The 22,574-nt window shown below is 65.2% G+C and carries 24 protein-coding genes; 10 read left to right on the forward strand and 14 right to left on the reverse strand.

Translation table 11 applies throughout. From position 1 onward, the window contains the following. Positions 1-30: 30 nt before the first annotated feature. The 6 genes from HX881_RS22240 to HX881_RS22265 are packed head-to-tail and all read right to left on the reverse strand — an operon-like array spanning position 31 to position 5,488. Positions 31-1,146, reverse strand: a complete 1,116-nt coding sequence (locus HX881_RS22240; protein ID WP_177086613.1) for an NAD(P)/FAD-dependent oxidoreductase — start codon at positions 1,144-1,146, stop codon at positions 31-33. Continuing rightward, entirely contained in the window at positions 1,143-2,498 is a 1,356-nt protein-coding gene (locus HX881_RS22245) for an NAD(P)/FAD-dependent oxidoreductase (RefSeq protein WP_177086615.1), read from the reverse strand. Before HX881_RS22245 ends, HX881_RS22240 begins: the two co-directional genes overlap by 4 nt. Further along, positions 2,495-2,785 (reverse strand): (2Fe-2S)-binding protein, encoded by a 291-nt coding sequence (locus HX881_RS22250; protein WP_017129513.1) that lies wholly within the window; start codon positions 2,783-2,785, stop codon positions 2,495-2,497. Before HX881_RS22250 ends, HX881_RS22245 begins: the two co-directional genes overlap by 4 nt. A gap of 7 nt (positions 2,786-2,792) precedes the next feature. Next, entirely contained in the window at positions 2,793-3,587 is a 795-nt protein-coding gene (locus HX881_RS22255; RefSeq protein ID WP_017129512.1) for an ABC transporter permease, read from the reverse strand. Further along, on the reverse strand, positions 3,588-4,463 hold the full coding sequence (locus HX881_RS22260) for an ABC transporter permease (RefSeq protein ID WP_017129511.1): 876 nt from the start codon (positions 4,461-4,463) through the stop codon (positions 3,588-3,590). Beyond that, positions 4,460-5,488 (reverse strand): ABC transporter ATP-binding protein, encoded by a 1,029-nt coding sequence (locus tag HX881_RS22265; RefSeq protein ID WP_177086617.1) that lies wholly within the window; start codon positions 5,486-5,488, stop codon positions 4,460-4,462. Before HX881_RS22265 ends, HX881_RS22260 begins: the two co-directional genes overlap by 4 nt. 241 nt (positions 5,489-5,729) lie before the next feature. On the opposite strand from HX881_RS22265, the gene HX881_RS22270 reads away from it, so the two are divergent. Next, positions 5,730-6,569, forward strand: coding sequence for an IclR family transcriptional regulator (locus HX881_RS22270; RefSeq protein WP_177086884.1), 840 nt, complete (start codon positions 5,730-5,732; stop codon positions 6,567-6,569). A gap of 58 nt (positions 6,570-6,627) precedes the next feature. On the opposite strand, the gene HX881_RS22275 is transcribed toward HX881_RS22270, so the two are convergent. Both HX881_RS22275 and HX881_RS22280 read right to left on the reverse strand, forming a co-directional pair. After that, positions 6,628-7,377 carry an anti-sigma factor family protein gene (locus HX881_RS22275; RefSeq protein WP_177086619.1) on the reverse strand — a complete coding sequence of 250 codons (750 nt, stop codon included), beginning with the start codon at positions 7,375-7,377 and terminating at the stop codon, positions 6,628-6,630. Beyond that, entirely contained in the window at positions 7,374-7,880 is a 507-nt protein-coding gene (locus HX881_RS22280) for an RNA polymerase sigma factor (protein ID WP_042937213.1), read from the reverse strand. The genes HX881_RS22275 and HX881_RS22280 overlap by 4 nt, the downstream gene beginning before the upstream one ends. Before the next feature lie 181 nt (positions 7,881-8,061). Here HX881_RS22280 and HX881_RS22285 point away from each other — a divergent pair, with 181 nt between their 5' ends. Then, the gene (locus tag HX881_RS22285; protein ID WP_017129506.1) at positions 8,062-9,141 is read left to right on the forward strand and encodes a catalase family peroxidase; all 1,080 of its coding nucleotides are present in this window, start codon (positions 8,062-8,064) and stop codon (positions 9,139-9,141) included. Further along, complete coding sequence (locus HX881_RS22290) at positions 9,138-9,677, forward strand: cytochrome b (protein WP_017129505.1); 540 nt, start codon at positions 9,138-9,140, stop codon at positions 9,675-9,677. The genes HX881_RS22285 and HX881_RS22290 overlap by 4 nt, the downstream gene beginning before the upstream one ends. Positions 9,678-9,817: 140 nt before the next feature. Here the strand turns inward: HX881_RS22290 and HX881_RS22295 are convergent, their stop codons facing one another. Next, positions 9,818-11,032, reverse strand: coding sequence for an MFS transporter (locus tag HX881_RS22295; RefSeq protein ID WP_177086621.1), 1,215 nt, complete (start codon positions 11,030-11,032; stop codon positions 9,818-9,820). A gap of 98 nt (positions 11,033-11,130) precedes the next feature. On the opposite strand from HX881_RS22295, the gene HX881_RS22300 reads away from it, so the two are divergent. Continuing rightward, entirely contained in the window at positions 11,131-11,574 is a 444-nt protein-coding gene (locus HX881_RS22300) for a winged helix-turn-helix transcriptional regulator (protein ID WP_103033061.1), read from the forward strand. Positions 11,575-11,650: 76 nt separating this feature from the next. Here HX881_RS22300 and HX881_RS22305 read toward each other — a convergent pair whose 3' ends face one another. Next, positions 11,651-12,367 (reverse strand): FadR/GntR family transcriptional regulator, encoded by a 717-nt coding sequence (locus HX881_RS22305; RefSeq protein WP_177086623.1) that lies wholly within the window; start codon positions 12,365-12,367, stop codon positions 11,651-11,653. Positions 12,368-12,716: 349 nt separating this feature from the next. On the opposite strand from HX881_RS22305, the gene HX881_RS22310 reads away from it, so the two are divergent. After that, on the forward strand, positions 12,717-14,072 hold the full coding sequence (locus tag HX881_RS22310) for an MFS transporter (RefSeq protein WP_177086625.1): 1,356 nt from the start codon (positions 12,717-12,719) through the stop codon (positions 14,070-14,072). Positions 14,073-14,100: 28 nt separating this feature from the next. Next, positions 14,101-15,453, forward strand: a complete 1,353-nt coding sequence (gene gudD, locus HX881_RS22315; RefSeq protein WP_177086627.1) for a glucarate dehydratase — start codon at positions 14,101-14,103, stop codon at positions 15,451-15,453. On the opposite strand, the gene HX881_RS22320 is transcribed toward gudD, so the two are convergent. After that, positions 15,450-16,103, reverse strand: a complete 654-nt coding sequence (locus tag HX881_RS22320) for a carboxymuconolactone decarboxylase family protein (RefSeq protein ID WP_177086629.1) — start codon at positions 16,101-16,103, stop codon at positions 15,450-15,452. The genes gudD and HX881_RS22320 overlap by 4 nt on opposite strands. Positions 16,104-16,268: 165 nt before the next feature. Here HX881_RS22320 and HX881_RS22325 point away from each other — a divergent pair, with 165 nt between their 5' ends. Together HX881_RS22325 and HX881_RS22330 are read left to right on the forward strand one after the other, a co-directional pair. Further along, positions 16,269-17,261, forward strand: coding sequence for a diaminopimelate epimerase (locus tag HX881_RS22325; RefSeq protein ID WP_177086631.1), 993 nt, complete (start codon positions 16,269-16,271; stop codon positions 17,259-17,261). Between the two features lie 196 nt (positions 17,262-17,457). After that, the gene (locus HX881_RS22330) at positions 17,458-18,048 is read left to right on the forward strand and encodes a hypothetical protein (protein ID WP_017129497.1); all 591 of its coding nucleotides are present in this window, start codon (positions 17,458-17,460) and stop codon (positions 18,046-18,048) included. 6 nt (positions 18,049-18,054) lie between these two features. Here the strand turns inward: HX881_RS22330 and HX881_RS22335 are convergent, their stop codons facing one another. After that, a complete protein-coding gene (locus HX881_RS22335; RefSeq protein WP_177086633.1) occupies positions 18,055-19,026 on the reverse strand; it encodes a hypothetical protein in 972 nt (323 codons plus the stop codon). A gap of 83 nt (positions 19,027-19,109) precedes the next feature. On the opposite strand from HX881_RS22335, the gene HX881_RS22340 reads away from it, so the two are divergent. Beyond that, on the forward strand, positions 19,110-19,568 hold the full coding sequence (locus HX881_RS22340) for a GNAT family N-acetyltransferase (RefSeq protein WP_177086634.1): 459 nt from the start codon (positions 19,110-19,112) through the stop codon (positions 19,566-19,568). A 19-nt stretch (positions 19,569-19,587) separates the two neighbouring features. Here the strand turns inward: HX881_RS22340 and codA are convergent, their stop codons facing one another. Together codA and HX881_RS22350 are read right to left on the reverse strand one after the other, a co-directional pair. Beyond that, positions 19,588-20,826, reverse strand: coding sequence for a cytosine deaminase (codA, locus tag HX881_RS22345; protein WP_177086636.1), 1,239 nt, complete (start codon positions 20,824-20,826; stop codon positions 19,588-19,590). Positions 20,827-20,852: 26 nt separating this feature from the next. After that, entirely contained in the window at positions 20,853-21,629 is a 777-nt protein-coding gene (locus HX881_RS22350) for an AraC family transcriptional regulator (protein ID WP_177086638.1), read from the reverse strand. Positions 21,630-21,738: 109 nt separating this feature from the next. Between HX881_RS22350 and HX881_RS22355 the strand changes: the two genes are divergently transcribed. Then, positions 21,739-22,548 (forward strand): sulfite exporter TauE/SafE family protein, encoded by an 810-nt coding sequence (locus HX881_RS22355; protein WP_177086640.1) that lies wholly within the window; start codon positions 21,739-21,741, stop codon positions 22,546-22,548. Positions 22,549-22,574 lie beyond the last annotated feature (26 nt).

Raw genomic sequence — 22,574 nt, forward strand, 5'->3', positions numbered from 1 at the left:
GCGATCTTCCTCTGGGTTCTGACGGCCCGCTCAGACGGCGGGAGTGGCGTGGAAACGGGTAATGGAAAACGCCTCGATCGGCGTCGACGAGCGGCCCTGGCACACCAGCTCGGCGAGGACTTCGCCCACCGCCGGGCCGATCTGGAAACCAGCCCCGGCAAAGCCGAAGGCGTGCAGCAGGCCGGGTTGGGTTGCGCTCGGGCCGATCACCGGCTGGCGGTCGGGCAGGTAACCTTCGGTGCCGCTCCAGGTGCGAATCGCCTGGGCACCTTCGAGAAACGGATAGAGTTCGACGGCCTGGCGCAGAATCTCCAGTACGGCGGTCTGCCCCGGGCGGGCCCGGGCATCATCAAGGGCAAAACCCTGGCCGCCGCCCAGCACGCAGTTGCCGCGAGCGACCTGGCGCGCATAGATGCCGCCGCCCTCGACACCGGTGCTGGCGTCCATCACCAGCGGCAACGGTTCGGTCACCAGCATCGCCGGGTGACCGGAGTGCAGGGGCACGGCTTCACCGAATTGCGCGGCGAGACTGCCGGCCCAGGCGCCGGCGCAATTGAGCAGCCAGGCGGCACGGATCTCGTGGCCGTTGCGCGTGCGCAGGCGAAAGTGCCGGCCATCATGCTCGACCTGGCTGACCTCGCTCTGTTCCAGTACGTTTGCCCCGAGCTGGCGGGCCGCACGGGCAAACGCCGGGGACACCAGTCGCGGGTTGGCGTGACCGTCATCGGGGCAGAACGACGCACCCTCGGCGATCTGCCCGACCCAGGGGAAACGCCGGTGCAACTGTGCGCGATCGAGTATCTGCAGGTCGAGGCCGAAGCCCTGGCTGCTGTCGGCGTAGGCCTGCAGGGCGGCCAGGTCGTCGAGGCTGCGGGCCAGCTTGAGATGCCCGGAACGCTGGTATTCGCCGTCGATGCCGAGCAGTTCCGGCAGGCGGCTCCAGATCCCGTGGGCACGTTGCGACAGCGGCAACTGCGACAGCGGCCGGCCCTGGCGACGGACGCCACCGTAGTTGACACCGCTGGAATGGGAACCGCAGAAATCCCGCTCCAGCAGCACCACGCCGCGGCCCTGGCGGCTCAGGGCCAGGGCCGCCGATGCGCCGACGATGCCGCCGCCGAGAATCGCTACTTCGACGTCGATCATGGCGCGATCTCCACGCCGAACGGCAATGGCTTGATCGGCGCCTGGGCACGCAGGCGGCCGATGGTGTCGAGGGCCAGGCCGCTTTCGCTGGCGATGATTTCCGCCGCCGCCGCGCCGCAGATCCGCCCCTGGCAGCGGCCCATGCCGACCCGGCAATGGGCCTTGACCCGATTGATCTCCCAGTGGCCCTCGCGGACCACCGCCCGGACGTCGGCGACCCGCACCTCCTCGCAACGACAGAGCATCAGTTCGTCCGGGGCGTCCTGTGCCCATTGCGAGGGAAACGGGAAGGCGCTTTCCAGGCCCTGGCGAAAACCCTCGATGCGGGCCAGGCGTTGTTCCAGGCGGCTGCCGCGTGCCGGGTCGACGCTGTGCCCCAGGTCTTCCAGCAGCGCTAGGGCCGCACGTTCACCGGCCATTTCCGCCGCGTCGGCGCCCATGATGCCGGCGCCATCGCCCGCCAGGTAAATCCCGGTCACGCTGCTGCGACCGGCGCGATCGCGGTCCGGCAGCCAACTGCGGTTCAACGGGTTCCAGCTGAAATGGCAACCCAGCAGGTCCGCCAGTTGGGTCTCGCTGCGCAGGCCATGGGCGAAGGCCACGGCATCGCACTCGAGCGACTGCAGGCGACCGGCCTGGCGCCAGTGCAGCGCACGGACACGTTGCTCGCCTTCGATCTGTTCCAGTTGCACGCCCTGGTGCACGGGGATGCCATGCGCGCTCAACCAGCCCCGGTAGTACAGGCCCTTGGCGAGGGTCAGCGGCTGCCCGAGCAATCGCGGCAGGGCCTTGCACTGTGCGGCGAAGGGCGAGCTGTCGAGGACCGCGACGACCCTGGCCCCGGCCTTGGCATACTGATAGGCCACCAGGTAGAGCAGGGGACCGCTGCCGGCGAACACCACCTGCTGGCCGATGGCGCACCCCTGGTATTTCAGGGCGATCTGCGCCGCGCCGAGGCTGAACACTCCCGGCAGGGTCCAGCCGGACACCGGCAGCACGCGGTCGGTGGCCCCGGTGGCAACGATCACGGCAGCGTAGTCGAGGCGTCCGGCCCGACCTTGTTGCAGGGTATCGAGGGCGTTGTCCTCGGCGTTCCACACCAGCGTATCGGGACGGTAGTCGAGTTGCCCGCGCAGGTTATCGAGGCTCTGGTGAATCGCGTCGGCCTTGCGGGCTTCGAAACCATACAGTTGTTGCGACGAGCGACGGAAGTTCTCCGGCTGGCGCCGATAGATCTGGCCGCCACCGCGGGCGGACTCATCCAGCAATACCGGGCGCAGGCCATGCTCGACCAGGGTCTGGGCGGCACGAATCCCGGCCGGTCCGGCACCGACGATCACCACAGCGCTCATGAGCGTACGCCTCCTTCACGACTGACCTGTTGCCCGGCTTCGAGCAGGGTCGAACAGGCCCGCACCCGACGCCCGTCGGCCAGTCGAACCCAGCAGTCCTGGCAGGCGCCCATCAGGCAGAAGCCTGCGCGGGGCTCGCCGCTGAAGTCGCTGTGGCGCAGGTATTCACCACGGGTGAGCAGCGCGGTCAGCAGGGTATCGCCCAGCAGGCCGCTGGCCGGCTCGCCGTCGAGGGTGAAGTCCAGGGCCGGGCGGTCGCCTTCGGCCAGTCGTTTCAGCAGCGCCATATCGCCCTCATTGTTTTCCTACCAGTACCCGATCCAGGCCATAGACCCGGTCGAGCAGAATCATCGTCAAGGCGGTCAGCGCGATCACCAGGGCCGAAACGGCCGCCATCATCGGGTCGATGGATTCGGTGGCGTACACGTACATGCGTACCGGCAGCGTCTGGGTCGCGGGGGAGGTGACGAAGATCGACAGCGTCACCTCGTCGAAACTGTTGATAAAGGCCAGCAGCCAGCCGCCGGCCACGCCGGGCAGGATCATCGGCAAGGTGATCTGGCGGAACAGCGTGAAGCGTCCGGCGCCGAGGGATTCGGCGGCCTGCTCGGCGCTGCGGTCCAGGCCGATGGCGGCGGCCAGGACCAGGCGCAGCACATAGGGCGTGATCACCAGCACATGGGCGAAGATCAGCCAGCTGAAGCTGCCGTTGACCCCCATCAGGGCGAACAGCCGCAACAGCGCCACCCCGAGGACCAGGTGCGGGATGATGATCGGCGAGAGGAACAGGCCATTGAGAAAGTCCCGCCCGGGGAACTGATGGCGGGTCATCGCCAGGGCGGCCGGGACGGCGATCAGGGTTGCCAGGGTGGCGGCGCTGAAGGCCAGGATCAGGCTGTTGTAGAACGCCTGGACGAAGTCTGCGCGTTCGAACACCGCGCGGAACCAGCGCAACGAGAAATCCGTGGTCGGCAGGCTCAGGGTGTTTTCCGGAGTGAAGGCCACCAGGCACACCACCACCAGCGGGGCCATCATGAACACCACGATCAGGCTGTGGAACAACAGGGCCAACGGGCCGTTTCTGGACATTTACGCGGCCCCCAGGGATTTCTTGTAGCGACGCTCGATCATCCGGTTCCACGACAGCATGATCAGCAGGTTGAGCAGCAGCAGCGCCACGGCGATCGCCGCGCCCATCGGCCAGTTGAGTTCCGACAGGTACTGGTCGTAGACCAGCGTCGCGACCATCTTCAGCCGTCGCCCGCCGAGCAGGCCGGGAATCGCGAAGGAACTGGCGGACAGGCCGAACACGATCAGCGTGCCGGACAACACCCCGGGCATGACCTGTGGCAGTACCACCAGGCGCATCACCTTGGCGTGGCTGGCGCCGAGGGACAGCGCGGCCTGTTCGGCGGCGGGGTCGAGCTTCTGCAACGAAGTCCAGACCGGGATGATCATGAACGGCAGCATCACGTGGACCAGGGCGATCACCACCGCGAACGGCGTGTAGAGCAGTTTCATCGGCGCCAGGCCGATGGCTTGCAGGCTCTGGTTGACCAGGCCGTCGGCACCCAGCAGGAGGCTCCAGCCAAAGGCCCGGACCACCACCGAAATCAGCAGCGGCGTGAGGATCAGGATCAGGAAGATCGAGCGCCACGGCGTGCCCATGCGGCTGAGGATGTAGGCCTCGGGCACGCCGATCACCACGCAGAGCAGGGTGGTCAGGCCGCTGATCCAGAAGGTGCGCAGGAATATTTCGTAGAAGTACGGGTCGCTGAGCAGCACGCCGTAGTGTTCCAGGGTGTAGGCATCGCCCTTGATGCCGGTCTGGTAGTCGAAGACGTTGAACGAGAGGACGGCGGTCAGTCCCAGCGGCAGCACCAGCAGGCCGATATACAGGGCCAGGGCCGGTGCCGACAGCAGGTAGCCGTGGCGTCCCTCGCGCATGCGGGCCAGCAGGCTCATGCCGGCACCTCGCCGCTTTCCAGGACCCGCAGCAGTTCGCTCGGCCAGTCCAGGCCGACCGCGACGCCTTCGTCCAGGGGCGCCGAACCGTCATTGCGACGGACCACGGTGACTTCGCCGATCATGCTGTCGACGCGGTACAGCCACTGGCTGCCGAGGAAAAAACGACTGAGGATGCGGCCTTGCAGACGTCCGCGGCCGGCTTCCAGCAGGTCGATCTTTTCCGGGCGCAGGCTCAGGGTCAACGCCCCGTCGCCCGGCAACTGGCGCACTTGCGGACAGCCGCTGGCGTCGCGGTCCCCGGGCAGCAGGTTGGCCTTGCCGACAAAACCGGAAATGAACCGGGTGCGCGGGTGTTCGTAGAGTTTGTAGGGCTCGTCGATCTGGGTGATACGCCCGGCCTCCATCACCACCACGCGATCGCTGATGGACAGCGCCTCGGCCTGGTCGTGGGTGACCATCAGCGTGGTGATGCCGACTTCGCGCTGGATGCGGCGAATCTCGAACTGCATCTCTTCACGCAGATTGGCGTCGAGGTTGGACAGCGGCTCGTCGAGCAGCAGCACCGGCGGCTCGATCACCAGGGCCCGGGCGAGGGCGACGCGCTGGCGCTGGCCGCCGGACAGCTCGCGGGGATAACGCTCGGCGTGGCGGTCCAGGCGTACCAACTGCAGGACCTTCGCCACCCGCTGCTGGACTTCGGCCGTCGGCACCTTGCGCATGCGCAGGCCGAAGGCAACGTTGTCGTGCACCGTCATATGGGGAAACAGCGCGTAGCTCTGGAACACCACGCCGAGGCCGCGGCTGCTGGGCTTGGCGTGGGTGATGTCGCGGTTGTCGAGCAGGATCCGGCCGGCGCTGACTTCGACGAAGCCGGCGATCATCTGCAGGGTCGTGGTCTTGCCGCAACCGGAGGGACCGAGCAGCGAGACGAACTCGCCCTTGTCCACGCAAAGCTGGGTGGCGACCACCGCTTCGATGGCGCCATAGCGCTTGCACACGCCTTCAAGTCGTAGAAAGGCCATAACTGCGTTCCACCTGTATTTGTTGTGCACGCCGGGGCGCGCTTTTTTGTCATGGGCAGAGACGAAAGGACGTTGCGGGGGTGCGTGGTGCTCGACGTGTGTCGGCTACCGGTGTTGTTCGAATCGCCCCTTGTGGACGCAGAGTAGGACGAAGCCTAGGATGTGCGAAAGCCTGAATTTCACTGAAGGAATGACTATTTTAACTTTCATTCATTCAGCAAATTTAAACATTGGAAATACGCTGATGAATTCCACTGAGCGGAATGAAAATAAAAATGAAGTCGGTGTCGGTGCGGTGTCCCGGCTGTTCGCGGTACTGCGCAGCCTGGGACAGACACCGGAAAACGGCGAGCGGGTGACCCAGCTGGCGGAGAACATCGGCTTGTCCCAGCCAACCACCCACCGCCTGCTGCGCAGCCTGGTGGAGGAAGGGATGGTCGAGCAGGACGGGCGCAGCAAGCGTTATCGCCTGAGCCTGGAGTTCTTCGCCCTGGCGGCCCGGGCCGGGCAGAGCGGCAATCTGCGCGAACTGGTGCGTCCGGCATTGCTGCGTTTGTCGGCCTCCCTCGGTGACTCGCTGTTCCTGCTGGCGCGCAGCGGTTTCGATGCGATCTGCCTGGACCGCAGCGAAGGGCCGTTTCCGATCCGCACCTTTACCGGTGATATCGGCGGTCGCGTGGCGCTGGGCGTCGGCCAGGGCAGCCTGGCGATCCTGGCCTTCCTGCCGGAGGATGAGCGGGAGACGGTGATTCGCTACAACCTGCCGCGACTGCGGGATTTTCACCTGTACGACGAGGTCTTCCTGCGTTCGGAAGTGGAGAACGTACGCAAGCTGGGGTACGCCGGGCGCAATACCGGCGTGTTGCAGGGAATGGCGGGGGTGGCGGTGCCGATCCTCGATCGCGAGGGCCGGGCGGTCGCCGCCTTGAGCGTGGCGACCATCAGTGACCGCCTCGGGCCGGACCGCCTGCCGACGGTGGTGGAATTGCTCAAGCGTGAAGCGGCGGTGATCGGGCCGCGGATCAATCCTTTCGATCCGCTGCTGCGCCGGCCTTCGCAGATCTTCGGCGCGCCCGAGTAGTCGGGCGCGCCGGATTCGAGGAGCGTTGCCACGCTCTGCGCGGGAGCGATCAGTGCGCTCAGAACTGCGTGGTCTGTTGCAGCACCTGTGCCGCCGGTGTGTCGGCCGGGGTGACCATCGCGTAGTTGTAGCCGCCGCCGGACCAGTACTCGGCCTGGAGTTCGCCGTCACGCCGCCGGCCACGCTCCAGCAGGTGGTTCTGCGGTCCTGGCGGACGCATGTAGTAGGTGATCCGCCGCCCCTGTGGGTCTTCGTAGAGGACCATCGCCGCCGCGCCCTGCTCGGTGCTCAGCAAGCGCGCGCTGACCGGCTTGAATCCGGCGCCCTGCAGGTTCGGCAGGCGGTTGGCGCGGGTGAAGTAGCGGTCGAGCCAGCCTTGCAGGTCGCCGTTCTGTTCGACCTTGAAGTCCGCCGGCAGGATGTCCTGGGTGGCGAACATGCGGTAGGCCTGCACCGCGTCGGCCATCGGTGCCGGGGTCGGGTAGCTCATCTGCCGCGCCTGCCAGCCGCCGAGGCCACCGACGCTCACGGCGATCAGCAGCACGGCCGCGCTCGCCAGGTGACGGCGCGACTGGCCGCGCAGGCGTTGGCGGATCATCGCCGGGTCCAATTGCGGATTGGCCGGCATCTGCAGCGCCCCGCCGAGGGCGGCACGCAGGTGCTGGGCATCGCGCTGCCAGTCGCGGACCTGCCGGGCCAGTTCCGGGTGGGTGGCCAGGTAGGTGTCCATCATTTGCCGGTCGGCATCGCTGAGCTGATGGTCGACATAGGCGTGCAAATCGCGTTCGCTGGGAGGAATCGTGATCATTTCAGTATCCGCAGGGAAGGGCTGGTGATTTCGCCGTCGCTGATCTGGCGCAAGGCCTGGCGGGCGCGGGACAGGCGGGACATCACGGTGCCGGTGGGGACGTCGAGGATCTCGGCGACCTCCTTGTAGCTCAAGCCTTCCACCGAAACCCAGAGCAGCAGGGCCCGTTGCTCGGTGGGCAGTTGCTCGAAGGCTTCCAGGGTCGATTGCGCCACTACCGTGCGCTCCACCGACGGCTGGGCATCGTCGCGCCCGGTGAAGAACTCGAGCATCCGCGCATACCGCCGGTTGCGGCGGTGGGCGTCGAGGAATTGCCGGTAGAGGATCGAGAACAGCCAGGCCCGCAGATCGCCCTCGGGACGTTTTTCGCCCCAACTGGACAGCGCCCGCTCCAGGCTGGCCTGGACCAGATCGTCGGCGCTGCTAGGATTACGGGTCAGCGACACGGCGAAGCGCCGCATGCGGGGAATCAGTTCACGTAGCTGTTCGTCGAGATCGTTCATGGAATCCTGCAGGTTCTTCACCTGTCATCTTGGACTAGCAAGACGTCTGGACTCGAAGGTTATTCCAATGGCCGGAAAATAAATATTCGAAAAATAAATCTGGGCGCCTGGAATAAACCATCGCGACCTTCGTCTTATAGCTCCTTCACCGTGTGGCCGCCTGAGGCCCTGGAGTTTTTTCATGGTAGATCACACCCCGCCGCCCCTCAGCGGTTCGAGCAAGGCCCTGCGCCTGGCCGCTATCGCCGTGGTGGTCGCGGCCCTGGCCGGGGCCTTTGCCTACGTCAGCGGCCGGCTCGACCCGCAGCGCCTGACACCGACGCGTATTGTCGATACCTTCGAGAAAAACAATGGCCTGCATCCGGGGTTCCGGCGCAACCATGCCAAGGGTGTGTGCGTCGCCGGTTATTTCGAAAGCAGCGATGAAGCGCGGCCGTATTCGATTGCCAAGGTGTTCGCCGCGGGCAGCGTGCCGGTGGAAGGACGTTTTGCCCTGCCCAGCGGCAACCCCTACGCGCCGGACAGCAGTGTGCCGATCCGCAGCCTGGGCCTGCGTTTCATCCTCGCCAACGGCCAGCAATGGCGCACCGGGATGAACAGCATGCCGGTATTCCCGGTGGGCACGCCGGAAGCCTTCTTCGAGCAGCTCAAGGCTTCCGCGCCGGACCCGACTACCGGCAAGCCGAACCCGGCGGCAATGGCGGCGTTTTTTGCCGGTCACCCGGAAACCGCGCCGTTCCTGCAGTGGGTCAAGACCGCCAGGCCATCGGCCAGCTATGCCACCGAAAGCTACAACGGGCTGAACGCCTTCTACCTGGTGAACGCCGCCGGCCAGCGCCAGGCGGTCCGTTGGGGGTATGTACCGTTGAGCCAGGATGCCCCGGGTGCCGTGGCCCCGGCAGGTGCCGATTTCCTGAACCAGGACCTGGAACAGCGGCTGGCGGCCGGCCCGTTGAAATGGCAATTGCGCATTACCCTGGCCAATCCCGGCGATCCGACCGATGACGCGAGCAAGGCCTGGAGCGGCGAGCACAAGGTACTCAACGCCGGGACCCTGGTGCTGGAGAGCACGCAACCGCAAGACAGCGGCGATTGCCGCGACATCAACTACGACCCGCTGGTACTGCCCAGTGGCATCGAGGCCTCGGCCGATCCGTTGCTGGCGGCGCGCTCGGCGGCCTATGCCAGTTCCTATCTGCGTCGCACCAGTGAAGTCGGCCAGCTGCCTGCCGGTCACGCCAAACAGGAGTCCCGCCCATGAGCGCCCCTTCGAAGCATTTCGCCCCCCTGGCGCGCCTGCTGCACTGGCTGATGGCGCTGATGATCCTGGCGATGCTGTTTATCGGTGCCGGGATGGTGGCGTCGGTGTCGGCCCGGCATGAGTGGCTGATCCATCTGCACAAGCCGCTGGGCATCGCGATCCTGGCGTTGGTGATCGTGCGTCTGGTCGTACGCTTCAGCACCCGGCAACCGCCCTTGCCAGAGGATCTGCCGGGCTGGCAGGTGCTGGCGGCAAAGCTGTCCCACGTGTTGCTATACGCCTTGATGCTGGTATTGCCGCTGCTGGGCTGGGCGATGATTTCGGCGGCCGGTGATCCGGTGATGCTCAGCAGTTCGATTGAACTGCCGCCACTGCTCTCGGCCAATGCCACGACCTTTGCCTTCCTGCGCAAGGCCCACGGCTACCTGGCGTACCTGTTGTTCCTGACGGTGCTGATGCACCTGGCGGCAGCCTTGTTCCATGGCTTGATTCGTCGGGATGGCGTGCTGGAAAGCATGGTGCGCGGCAAGGATTGAAACCCTTGGGCGCCAGGGCTGGCGCCTTCGCGGGCAAGCCCGCTCCCACAGGGACAGCGGGGTGTACGGTATTTGTGGTTGGCCCGCCCCCTTGTGGGAGTGGGCTTGCCCGCGAATAGGCCGGCCCAGGCGGCCCTTATTCAAGGATTTTTCACCACCCGCAGTGACCACCCCCAGTACCCCAGCGCCAGGGCATTGATTCCCGCCCCCAGCAGGCACACGCCCAGCCAGCCCGCCCACGCGTACATCGCCGTGGCCCCGAGGGCCCCGGCTGCGCTGCCGATCGAATAGAACAGCATGTAGCCCGCCGCCAACCGGCTTTGCGCCTGTGGCCTGACGCTGTAGATCAGGGCCTGGCTGGTGACGTGCACCGCCTGCAAGCCCAGGTCGAGGGTGATCACCCCCAGCAGCAAGGCCCAGAGCGACGATTGGGTAAAGGCGATCGGCAGCCACGACAACAGCATCAGCAGCAGCGACAGGCCGCTGGTCCATTGCGCCCGGCCGCGATCCGCCCAGTGTCCGGCGCGGGCGGCGGCCAGGGCGCTGGCTGCCCCGGCGAGGCCGAACAGGCCGATCTCGGTATGCGACAGCGACAGCGGCGGGGCGCTCAGGGGCAGGACCAGCGGTGTCCACAGCACCGTCCCGGCGGCGAAGATCAGCATCGCCAGCGCGGCCCGGTCACGCAGGATCTTTTCCTCCCGGAACAGACTGAACACCGACAGGATCAGCGCTCCGTACGCCTGCCGCGCCTTGGCCGGTTCGTGCCTGGGCAACACCCGCCAGAGCGCCAGCGCCATGACCAGCGTCAGTCCCGACGACAGCAGATAGACCGAACGCCAGCCGGCCAGGTCGGCCATGCCGCCGGAAACGCTGCGCGCCAGCAACAGGCCGACCACGATGCCGCTGGTCACCGTGCCGACCACCTTGCCCCGTTCACCCGCCGCTGCCAGTTGGGCGGCATAGGCCACCAGGGTCTGGGTCACCACCGCCAGCAGTCCGACCAGGCCCATGCCCAACAGCAGCCAGAAGCTGTCGGGAGCCAGGGCGCTGAGCAGCAACGCCAGCACCGACACCAGCATCTGCCCGACGATCAGCCGCCGGCGGTCGAGCAGGTCGCCGAGGGGCACCAGCAACAGCAGTCCCAGGCCGTAGCCGACCTGGGTCAGGGTTATCACGCCGCCCACGAGGGCGTGGTCCATGGCAAAGGTCTCGGCCATGGCATCCAGCAGCGGCTGGGCGAAATAGACATTGCCCACCGAGAGCCCGCAGGCGACGGCGAACAGCAGCACGACTGCCGCGCCAAGCCCCGTGGCCGGGGCTTGTGTATCGGTGGTGAGTGGGACTTCCAATGCCATGATGGGCTCCTGGTGATCTGGTTGCTTTTTAAAACCAGTTGTACCCTAGAGGGAGTGGTTTTATATTGCAACCACATTTTTCCGCAGGAGCCCGAGCCATGGTCAAGCGTTCCAGCCTGGAAGCCGCCGAATGCCCGGTAGCCCGTTCACTGGATGCCATAGGCGACGGTTGGTCGCTGCTGATCATCCGCGACGCCTTCGACGGCATCCGGCGTTTTGGCGAGTTTCAGCGCAACCTCGGTCTGGCCAAGAACATCCTTGCCGCCCGTTTGAAAAACCTGGTGGGGCACGGCGTGTTGACGGTCGTTCCGGCCTCGGATGGCAGTGCCTACCAGGAATATGTGCTGACGGAAAAGGGCAGGGGGTTGTTCAATCTGATCATCGGCTTGCGCCAGTGGGGCGAGACCTATTTCTACGGCCCACAGGAACAGCATTCGCGGATGGTCGACCGCGAACAGGGCTTGCCCCTCAGGCCGCTGGAGCTGCGGGCTGCAGACGGGCGACTGCTGGGGCCGGAGGACTGTCGACGGATTCCGGTCTGAGCGTTTTGCGTCACAAAAGCGGACGCAGCGTGTCCAGTGAGGCATTCCCCCGCAGGGCGTGGGAACGATCGGCGTGTTATTCCCGGGAGAACCGTTCCCGACTGTTGCTCAGGTGGGTCCACATCGCCGCCCGTGCCGCATCGGCATCCTGGCGCTGGATCGCATTCAGAATCGCTTCATGCTCCTGATTGGCCAACTGCCCCAGTTGCGCAAGGTCGGCGTCGCCGCGCTCGGCCCCCTGCACCTGGGTCCGCGGGATCATCGACTGCCCCAGGTGCAACAGGATCTCGGCGAAATACGGATTGCCGGTGGCCTCGGCGATCAACAGGTGGAAGCGTTGGTCGGCGGCCACGCAACTGTCGTTGTTGGCCAGCAGGCTCTGGTATTCGTCGAGGGCTTCGCGCATCTGCCGCAGGTGTTCGGCGCTGCGCCGCCGTGCCGCCAGGGCGACGGCCTGGGTCTCCAGGCCCAGGCGCAGTTCGAGGATGTCGCGCACGCTCAGCGCGGTGTCGGCGCTCAGGCGCAGGCCATGGGCTTCCTCGCGTTCCAGCACGAAACTGCCGACCCCGTGATGGGTTTCCACCCAGCCCGAGGCCTGCAGCTTGGAGATCGCCTCGCGGACCACCGTGCGGCTGACCTTGTGTTCACGCACGATGGTGCTTTCCGAGGGCAGCTTTTCCCCCGGTTTCAACTGGCCCAGGCGGATCTGTTGGGTCAGGTGATTGACCAGGTCGGTAGCCAGGTTGGGCGTGCGCTTGCGGCGTGGTGCAGGGAGGTCGGTATCAAGGCTCATGGTCGTGTCGCGCAGGAGTGAAGCATGAGCTTAACACTCGTCAGACAAGCTGTGCACAGGGCTGTTAAACATGTATGACAAGCTTGGTTTTTGCAGCCGTTCCCTGGTGATTTTCTGATGATTTTCAAACGATGATAAGCTGTATGATGCGATGATCTGTTCGGTTTATCTGATAAATTTATAATAAAAACAATAGGTTGATTATTGTTCTGTCATTGCTTTGAAAAATCGCCAAGCACCAGGCAATCCGAAGGGACTTGTTAGCAGATTTTTCTACTCGTATGATGACTGTCGACTGGTTCGGCTGAGCCAGCACCCCGCACACAAAAATAACCCGTGGGAGACCGTCGTGAACAACACCCTCGATCCGTCCGGAATACCGGAGCGTGATTCACTGCTGGCCGTCGCCGTGGCGAAGGTCAAGCGCCATGTACTGCCGCTGTTCGTCATCATGTTTATCGTCAACTACATCGACCGGGTGAATATCGGCTTCGTGCGCACGCACCTGGAGCATGACCTGGGCATCGGCGCCGCGGCCTACGGCTTTGGCGCCGGACTGTTCTTCATCGGTTATGCCTTGTTCGAAGTGCCTTCCAACATGTTCCTGCAGAAGGTCGGGGCGCGGCTCTGGCTGACCCGCATCATGTTCACCTGGGGCCTGGTCGCCACGGCGATGGCCTTTGTCCAGAACGAAACCCACTTCTATATCCTGCGTTTCCTGCTCGGTGTGGCCGAGGCCGGGTTCTTTCCCGGAGTGATCTACTACTTCACCCGCTGGTTGCCCGGTGTGGAGCGGGGCAAGGCGATTGCCATCTTCCTCAGCGGTTCGGCCGTGGCGTCACTGATCTCCGGCCCGTTGTCGGGGGCCTTGCTACAGATCGAGGGTTTCGGCTGGCACGGCTGGCAATGGATGTTCATCATCGAAGGCCTGGCCTCGGTGGTGCTCTGCGGTTTCACCTGGTTCTGGCTCGACTCCACGCCCCGCGACGCCAAGTGGCTGAGCGCCGCCGAGCAGGACGTGCTGGTGCAGGTGATCGAGGATGAACAGCGTGCCCGCGAGGCGGCGATGCCGGTCAAGCCGTCGATCTGGACCCTGCTCAAGGACCGCCAGATCGTGCTGTTCTGCCTGTTGTATTTCTGCATTCAACTGACCATCTATGCCGCGACCTTCTGGCTACCCAGCATCATCAAGAAAATGGGCGATCTGAGCGACCTGCAGGTGGGCTTCTTCAACTCCATTCCCTGGCTGATCTCGATCATTGCCATGTACGCCTTCGCGGCGGCCTCGGGCAAGTGGAAGCACCAGCAGGCCTGGGTCGCCACGGCGCTGCTGGCGGCGGCGGCGGGGATGTTCATGTCCACCACCGGCGGTCCGGTGTTCGCCTTTGTCGCCGTGTGTTTCGCCGCCATCGGCTTCAAGTCCGCCTCGTCGCTGTTCTGGCCGATTCCCCAGGCCTACCTGGATGCGCGGATCGCAGCCGGGGTCATTGCCCTGATCAACTCCACCGGCAACCTTGGCGGATTTGTCGCGCCGGCCACCTTCGGCTTGCTGGAGGAGCGCACCGGTTCGATCCAGGGCGGCCTCTACGGCCTGGCCGCGACCTCGGTGCTGGCGGCGATCCTGGTGTTCTATGCCCGCACCCGGCCCAAGACTTCCCACGCGCTGCCGGGGATCGTCAGCCCGGCCCTGAACAAACCCCATTGAACGACGCTTTTGCCGACAGGTACGAACCATGACTACACAGCCCCTCAATGCCGCCGGCCAGACGCCGGTGATCAGCGGTTTCCAGGTTATCCCGGTGGCCGGCCACGACAGCATGTTGCTGAACCTCAGCGGTGCCCACGGCCCGTTCTTTACCCGTAATATCGTGATCATTACCGATAGCAGCGGGCGCACGGGCGTCGGCGAAGTCCCCGGCGGCGAGCGGATTCGCGCCACCCTGGAGGATGCCCGCTCGCTGCTGCTGGGCCAGTCCATCGGCAATTACCAGAAGCTGCTCAACCAGGTCCGCCAGACTTTCGCCGAACGGGATTCGGGCGGGCGCGGGCAACAGACCTTCGACCTGCGTATCACCATTCATGCGGTGACGGCGCTGGAGGCGGCGTTGCTCGATCTGCTCGGCCAGTTCCTCGGCGTGCCGGTGGCGGCGTTGCTCGGCGAGGGCCAGCAGCGGGAGGCGGTCAAGGTTCTCGGTTACCTGTTCTATATCGGCGACCGGGCCCGGACCGACCTGGCCTATCGCAATGAAGCCGAGGCCGACGACGCCTGGTTGCGCCTGCGGCATGAGCAGGCGATGACCCCCGAAGCCATTGTCCGTCTGGCCGAGGCTGCCCAGACACGTTACGGTTTCAATGATTTCAAGCTCAAGGGCGGCGTGCTCGACGGTGCCCGGGAGATGGAGGCGGTGACGGCCCTGGCCGAACGTTTCCCCCAGGCGCGGATCACCCTCGACCCCAACGGTGCCTGGTCGCTCAAGGAAGCGATTGCCCTGTGCCGCGACAAGCATGATGTGCTGTCCTACGCCGAGGATCCCTGCGGTGCGGAACACGGTTACTCGGGGCGCGAGGTGATGGCCGAGTTCCGCCGCGCCACGGGGCTGCCGACGGCGACCAACATGATCGCCACCGATTGGCGGGAAATGGGCCATGCGATCCAGTTGCACGCGGTCGATATCCCCCTGGCCGATCCGCATTTCTGGACGATGCAGGGCTCGGTCCGGGTTGCCCAGATGTGCCATGAATGGGGCCTTACCTGGGGTTCGCACTCCAACAACCACTTCGACATTTCCCTGGCGATGTTTACCCATGTCGCGGCCGCGGCGCCGGGTGAGATCACCGCCATCGACACCCACTGGATCTGGCAGGACGGCCAGGGCCTGACCCGCGAGCCGTTGCAGATCGTCGACGGCTTTATCCAGGTCCCGCAAAAGCCGGGCCTGGGCATCGAGCTGGATCTGGACGCGGTAGCCAGGGCCCATGAGTGCTACCGGAACATGGGCCTTGGCGCCCGGGATGACAGCGTGGCGATGCAGTTCCTGATCCCGGGCTGGTCGTTCGACAACAAGCGTCCGTGCCTGGTGCGCTAGTCGGGGGTGAAGAGCGTCACGGCGACGATCTGTTCGCCCTCGACGCGAAACTGCAACACGCCACGGGGGGCCGGCTGACCTGCCTGGTAGCATTCCACCAGCACCCGGTCCGCCGCCGTGGCGGTGGCCTGGAGTTGATGGGGTTTACGCAACAGATCCCGTGCTGCCGGTGGGAGCGGGAAAGGGCTGTGGTCATGGTTTTCCCGCACCGTGTCACAGAACGCCAGCACCACGGCCCTTGGCGGCCTGGCCGGTGGCGAAACCATTCCGGCGTCGGCAAACAGATGGTTGAGCTGGTCGGCGGTGGCTACCGCGCGTGGGAAGCCGGTGAAGGCAGAGGCCTGCAACAGCAGTTCGGTGTATTCGCCGGGAGCCAGGCCCGAAGCCAGGCCGGTCTTGAAATGCACGCTGAGCGGTGGCCCGACCATGCCGGCGGCAACGATGGCGGCGAAGGTCGCGGCTTCGCGCAACCGCGGATCGAGACCGGGGCGCTCGTGCAGATGGCCGTAGACGACGCCGACCGCCAATTCGCCCAATGCCGGCGCGGTATGAAACAGCGCATCCAGGCGTGCGCCGCCATCAGGTACCAGCTCGATAAACTGCTTGCGGCCTTCACGGTACAGCTCTGCCACGGGGTCCTTGCTGTTCATGGTATGTCCTCTGCGAAAGATAGGGGTTCGCGCGTCGACGACAGCAGGACATCGACAGACAGGAGCCTAGCCAATCCGCGGGAAAATGCCTGCGCGGGAATATTTTTTCCGCGACCGATCAAGGCTAGAGTGGTGGGCTCCAGTGAACGCTTGCAGAGAGGGCGTATGCCGACGTTTTACGACGCACGCGGGAATATCTATGCCGTGGCGAGCCCCGATGAAGTGCGTGGCCTGGGCTTCGAGGTGCCGCTGGACGCGGCGCAGGCGGCCTCGCAGCGGCTGACCTGGACCGCGGGGGCGGTGGAGGCGTTGTGCGGCTGGGGCGACCAGGCACCCGGGCGAGGTGGCAAGCACCATCGTTCCGATGGACTGCTGGTGGGGCCGTTCCAGTCCGCAGCCCCCTTCGATCTGCTGATCATCAATACCGACGGCACCCTGGCCGAACGCAGCGGCAACGGCTTGACGATTTTCGCCCAGGCGCTGGCCGAGCAAGGCCTGCTGCTGGCGCAAGGAAGCTGTCGGTTGCGGGTCCATCACGATCAGCCGGGCGGCGGCTCTCCCGTGGTCACGGTGGTCGAGCCGGCACAGGTCGAAGGTATCCAGGGTTTCTGGCTGGCGTTGGGGAAGCCGGCGTTCGGTCCTGCTGCCGTCGCGGCCGCCGGTATGGGGGATGCCGGGTCGAATGGCCGCCACCTGAGCCATATCCCGGGTCTGGCGAGGCTGAACAGCGCCTGGCAGCGCAGCCAGTTCGTGCGGATCGGCAATCCCCATTGCGTGACCCTGGTCGACGAGGCATCGGCGTTGCCGAGCAATGCGCAGATGCTCGAACCGGCCCTGGAAACCGGCTTGACCGCGATTGCCTTTGCGCCGCCCGTGGGGACTGGCGTGCCGTGTCCGGCCGGTGTCAATTTGCAGTGGGCGACGCTCGCGGGCCCCGGGCACCTGCAAGCGCGGGTGTTCGAGCGCGGCGAAGGGCCGACCGCGTCCTCGGGCACCAGCGCCAGTGCCGTGGCCTGTGCGGCCTGGCGAGCCGGCTGGGTCGCGGCGGGCGAGGTCCGGGTCAGCATGCCCGGCGGCACCGCGCCGATTCGCCTGGTGGCGCAGGCGGGCGAGCTGCAGAGCGTCCATCTGTTCGGCGCTGCCCGGCGCCAGGGCTGACGACCGGCACGGGCGCGGTTCGACTCCGACACCGGGATCGGACTCGCCCGTCCCGCGGCGGTGCGGTTGTGCTCTTGTCCGCAGCGGGCGGTTTTGGCTTGAATGAGTCGATGGGGTGAAGGCCGATGACGGCCTCGCCCGGATCGGGCCGTGGAGACGGGCCCGGGTTTTCGATTCATTCAAAGGGAATTCGTTGATGAGAGCTGTCAGAGGTTTATTCAGTACATGGCTGTGTGCCGGCCTGGTGTTCACGGCCTGTTCCAGTAGCGCGCAGCCGGGGCCCGGGCTGGACTCCAGCGACAGGATCGCGGCATCTTCCACCGCCACCGACGGCATCGAGTCCACGCCGGCGGAACTGCTGGTGGGCAGTCGCACCGATTATTTTTCCTGCTCGGTGGGACGCTTTCGCGGGGAGCTGGAGGCCAGGGTGGTGTTCGCCTCCGCCGGCAACACGGCCTATTTCGATGTCAGTGCGGTGCGCTACCGGATCGTCCGCAGCGACGGCCAGGGCGGCGGCAACAAGGCCAATATCAATTTTCACCTGGATACGCTGAACCGGCAGGGCGTGGTCAGGGGCAGCGACGCCTATCACTCGCCGGACTCATTGAAGCAGGATGGCAGTTGGCACATGCTCGATATCAATCGCATCGTGCGCACGGATTATCAGGGGGCGGTGACGTTTGAGTTCGTCTTCGACCGCTCCAAGGCCGCCGACACCCGCTGCGCGGCCCACAAGACCTACCAGTGGGCGGGGCCCTCGGCCGGTCTTTCCACCGCGTCCGAGTGAGCCGGTTCAACCCGCGTCGAGTCCTGGCGCCTGGCGAATCAGGAAGTGATCCAGGTTCTCGATTTCACAACTGAAGACACTGAAGGTCTGCTCCGGGTTTTTCTTGCTCGGCACCTGTTTCAACTCCGGGGTGACGCCGTAGAAGAAGCAGTAGAGATCGTCGGCCTGGTCGATCACGCTTTTGATTTCGGCAAGAAACGCCGTGCGCTGGCGGTAGCTTTCGATCAGGCCCTTGCTCAGGTAGACATTCACCGAACAGCGCTTCTTGTCGGCCCAGACCGGTTTGTCGAAGACGATGCTGAAGCTGCTCCCGTAATCCTTGATTTCCTTGATCCGGCCCCAGTAGATCAGGCCCTTGCGGTCCTGGCAGTACTCGACTTTCTTGAAGAAGGCCTGGTAGTTCAGGCTCTGCTCGCCGATGGTCAGCGGCATGCGCTTGAGCAGTTCCCTGTTGGCGAAGTTGGAGACAAAGCACTCCACCGGATGGGCAAATACGCTGGTGCGGTTCGGCACCGCCTTGGGCGCGTTGTCGGCGCTGCTCTCGGCTGGCGGTAGTACGACATCGGGTGCCGCCGCCGGCAGGCGGGTGTCGTTGCCGGCGGGCGCCTTGCGCGTGTAGACGCGGCGGGTCAGCAGCAGTTCGACCGGGAAGTTCTGTTCGCCCTCGATCTCGTCCTGCGGATGGTCGGGATCGAGGACGCCGGGGGCGGTTTCCGGGCTCAGGTACGGACAGTCCGCCAGGTGCCGGGTGCTGGGCATGTTCCTGAAGTGCGGGGTACGCTTGAAACGCACATTCGTGGCATTGTAGGTGGTCAACTGGTTGGTGCTGTCGAAGGCCGTACGGCAGGCATCGTTCGGGCACTGGAAGCATTCCCTGGCCGAATCGAACGCCACGGTCTCGTCGAAGTTGAGGTCGCGGACATCGTAGATCGTCAGTTTCTCGTCCAGGCTGACGCAGTAGGCTTTGTCGAATTTCATGCTCGGTCCATCGGCGGCGGAATAAGGCATTAATATCAGGCAATCTTTTTCCATGCACCTGCCGATCAAGGAAAGTCCCCACTATGCAATCGATCATGCGCCTGGCTGAAGCACGCGACCTGCCCCGGGTCGAGGCCATCGTGGATGCGGCCTACCGCATCTATATCCCGCGAATGGGGCGAGAACCCGGCCCCATGCTGGAGGACTATGCCGCCGTGCAGCAGGCCGGGCACCTGTTTGTGCTGGAGATGTCCGGGCAAGTGGCCGGGATCCTCGTGCTGATCCGCGAGCAGGGTGTCATGTTGCTCGATAACGTGGCGCTTGCTCCTGAATATCAGGGGCGCGGGCTGGGTCGGGTGTTGATGGCGTTCGCCGAACAGGCCGCGCTCGATGCGGGGTGTCCGGCGATTCGTCTGTATACCAACGAGGCCATGAGCGAGAACCTGGTGCTGTATGCGCGGCTGGGTTATGTCGAAACCCACCGCGCCGCGGACTCGGGTTTTCAGCGGGTCTACATGACGAAGAACCTGAAGCCGCTGTAGCGATCCGCTGCTGTGTGGATCACTCCAGCAGTTCCACCCGCGCCGGTTCGCGTCGCATGAGTATTTTTCCCTGGCGAATCGAATACAGCGGCAGCCCCTGGCTGCGGATCACTTCGTAGTCGTTGTCGGCCGGGAGGATCAGCAGGTTGGCCGGGCGCCCGGCTTCCAGGCCGTAGCGATCGCCCAGAGCCATGGCCCTGGCACTGTTGTCGGTGACCAGGTCCAGGGCGTTCTGCAGATTGCGATAACCGAGCATGTGGCAGATATGCAACCCGGCCTCCAGCACCCGCAGGATATTGCCGTTGCCCAGTGGATACCACGGGTCGACGATGGAGTCCTGGCCGAAACAGACATTCATCCCGGCTTGCAGCAACTCATCCACGCGGGTCACGCCGCGGCGTTTCGGAAAACTGTCGAAGCGGCCCTGCAAGTGGATGCTTTCGGTGGGGCAGGAGACAAAACTGATGCCCGAGGCCTTGAGCAGGCGGAACAGCTTGGCGCAGTAGGCGTTGTCATAGGAACCCATGGCCGTGGTGTGACTGGCGGTCACCCGCGAACCCATGTCACGGCTGCGGGCCTCTTCGGCGAGGACCTCGAGAAAGCGTGAGTGCGGGTCGTCGGTTTCGTCGCAATGCACGTCCACCAGGCAGCCGGTCTTCTCCGCCAGGTCCATCAGGAACATCACCGACGAGACGCCCTGGTCGCGGGTGTATTCGAAATGGGGAATACCGCCGACCACATCGGCGCCGAGATTGATCGCCTCGACCATCAGTTCGCGGCCATTGCGATAGGACTCGATGCCCTCCTGGGGAAAGGCCACGATCTGCAGGTCGATCAGGTGCCGGGTTTCCTCGCGCACCTCGAGCATGGCCTTGAGCGCCGTCAGTTCCGGGTCGGTGACATCGACGTGGGTGCGTACATGCTGGATGCCGTGGGCGGCGAGGTTGCGGATGGTCTTTTTCGCCCGCGTCCTGGTGTCCTCGTGGGTAATGGTGGCCTTGCGTTCACCCCAGCATTCGATGCCTTCGAACAGGGTGCCGCTCATGTTCCAGCGCGGTTCGCCGGCGGTGAGGGTCGCGTCGAGGTGGATATGCGGCTCGACGAACGGCGGCACCACCAGGTTGCCCCGGGCGTCGAGGTCCGCCGGGCCGGCTGCCAGCAGGCCGGTTTGCGGGGTGATGCTCGCGATCCGTGCGTCCTCCAGGTGCAGGTCGTACAGGCCTTCGCGGTGGCGCAGCCGGGCGTTGAGGATATGCATGGGCGTGGTCCTTTTCGGGCATGTCGTCATAAGGTAGCCGAAGTGTGCAGGAAACTGCTGGGGGATCGACCCAGCACCCGGCGGAACATGGTGGAGAACGCCGCCGGGCTCTGGTAGCCGAAGTCCAGGGCGATCCGTGTCACCGCTTCGCCTGCGCTCAGGCGGGCCAGGGCCTGCACCACGCAGACACGCTGGCGCCAGTGTGAAAAGCTCAGGGCGACCTGCTCCTGGAACAGCCGGCCGAAACTGCGCAGGCTAAGATGCAGGCGGTCCGCCCAGGCCTGGGGCGACTGGCGGATATCCGGTTGCTCGACGAAGGCCTGGCACAGTGGCAGCAGGCGCGGGTCCCGGGGCAGGGGAATATGCAGTGGCAGGCTGCTGGCGCTGGCCAGTTCATGCAGCACCAGCGTGATCAACGCGCCATCGCGGCCCTGTTCGTCGTACGCCACCGGCATCTCGACGGCGGCGATCAGCAGTTGCCGCAGCAGGGTAGAGACTTCCAGCACCTGGCACGTCGGGCTCATCGCCCCGGCGGCCGTCGGCTCGATGTACAGGCTGCGGGTACTGACCCCGAGCATCAGCACCTGGTGTGGCACCCCGGGGGGAATCCAGACCGCACGCTGTGGCGGGACGATCCAGTTACCGTCATCGGTCAGCACATGCATCACCCCTGTGGCGCCATAGAGCAATTGCGCCCGCCGGTGCTGATGGCGGGCCAGCAGGTGACCGTGGGGATAATCGGTGCCGATGGCGATCACTGTTTGGGGCAGGTGATCGTAGAGGGCGAGGGCGGTATTGCGCATGGCGGGATTTGTCTGGCCGAAACTCAAACAGTATTGACTGGCTTGCGCAAGCACGCCAGATGTTGCCGGCTTAAGGTGGGCTTCTCTCTTCCAGAAAGGACCCGATGTGATGCTCTATGGGCTGTTGGCGCTGTTTGGTGCACTGGCTGGCATGACCAGCGTGCTGTTCGGTTTCGGTGGCGGTTTTGTCGTGGTGCCGTTGTTGTACCGCATCCTGGGCGACAGTCCGGACCCGGCGATCAGCGGAGCGGCGATGCAGATCGCCGTGGCGACCTCGACCTGCGTGATGATCGTCAATGCCCTGATCGCCACGGGCAAGCACCGGCGTGCCGGTAACCTGCGGCGCGCGTGGATCTGGCCCCTGGCGGGATTCATCGGCCTTGGCTCGGTATCGGGGGCGGTGCTGGCGAGCCTGGTGAGCAGCGAGACGGTACGCTGGGCGTTTATCGTTTACCTGGGCCTGACCCTGGTGGATTGCCTGGCGCGGCGCGGTTTCATGCAGCAGGCGCTGGCCTCCCCGGCGAAACCGCTCAAGCCTGCCGTCACGGTGGGCGGCGGCCTGTTGATCGGTGCCGTGGCGACCTTTCTCGGGGTCGGCGGCAGTGTCATGACCGTGCCGCTGTTGCGCCGCAATGGCCTGAGCATGACGCTGGCGACGGCGATGGCCAATCCGCTGAGCGTGCCGGTGGCGGTGGTGGGGACCCTGACCTATGTCGCTCTCGCCGGGTTCCGCCCGCTGGGATTGGGGCCGTGGTTCGCCGGCTATGTGGATCTGCCGGCGTTCGGCGTGCTGATCCTCGGATCGCTGGCGGGAATGCGCCTGGTGAGCCCCCTGATCGGGCGCATTCCGGACCGCCTGCATGCCGGGATCTATACCGGCTTGCTGGCGTTGGTGCTGCTGGCGATGTTGCTGGACTGAACGGGCTATCAATAAGCCCGGCTCCC

Origin of the sequence: Pseudomonas gingeri (genome assembly GCF_013386115.1) — a bacterium.
Classification (GTDB): Bacteria; Pseudomonadota; Gammaproteobacteria; order Pseudomonadales; family Pseudomonadaceae; genus Aquipseudomonas; species Aquipseudomonas gingeri.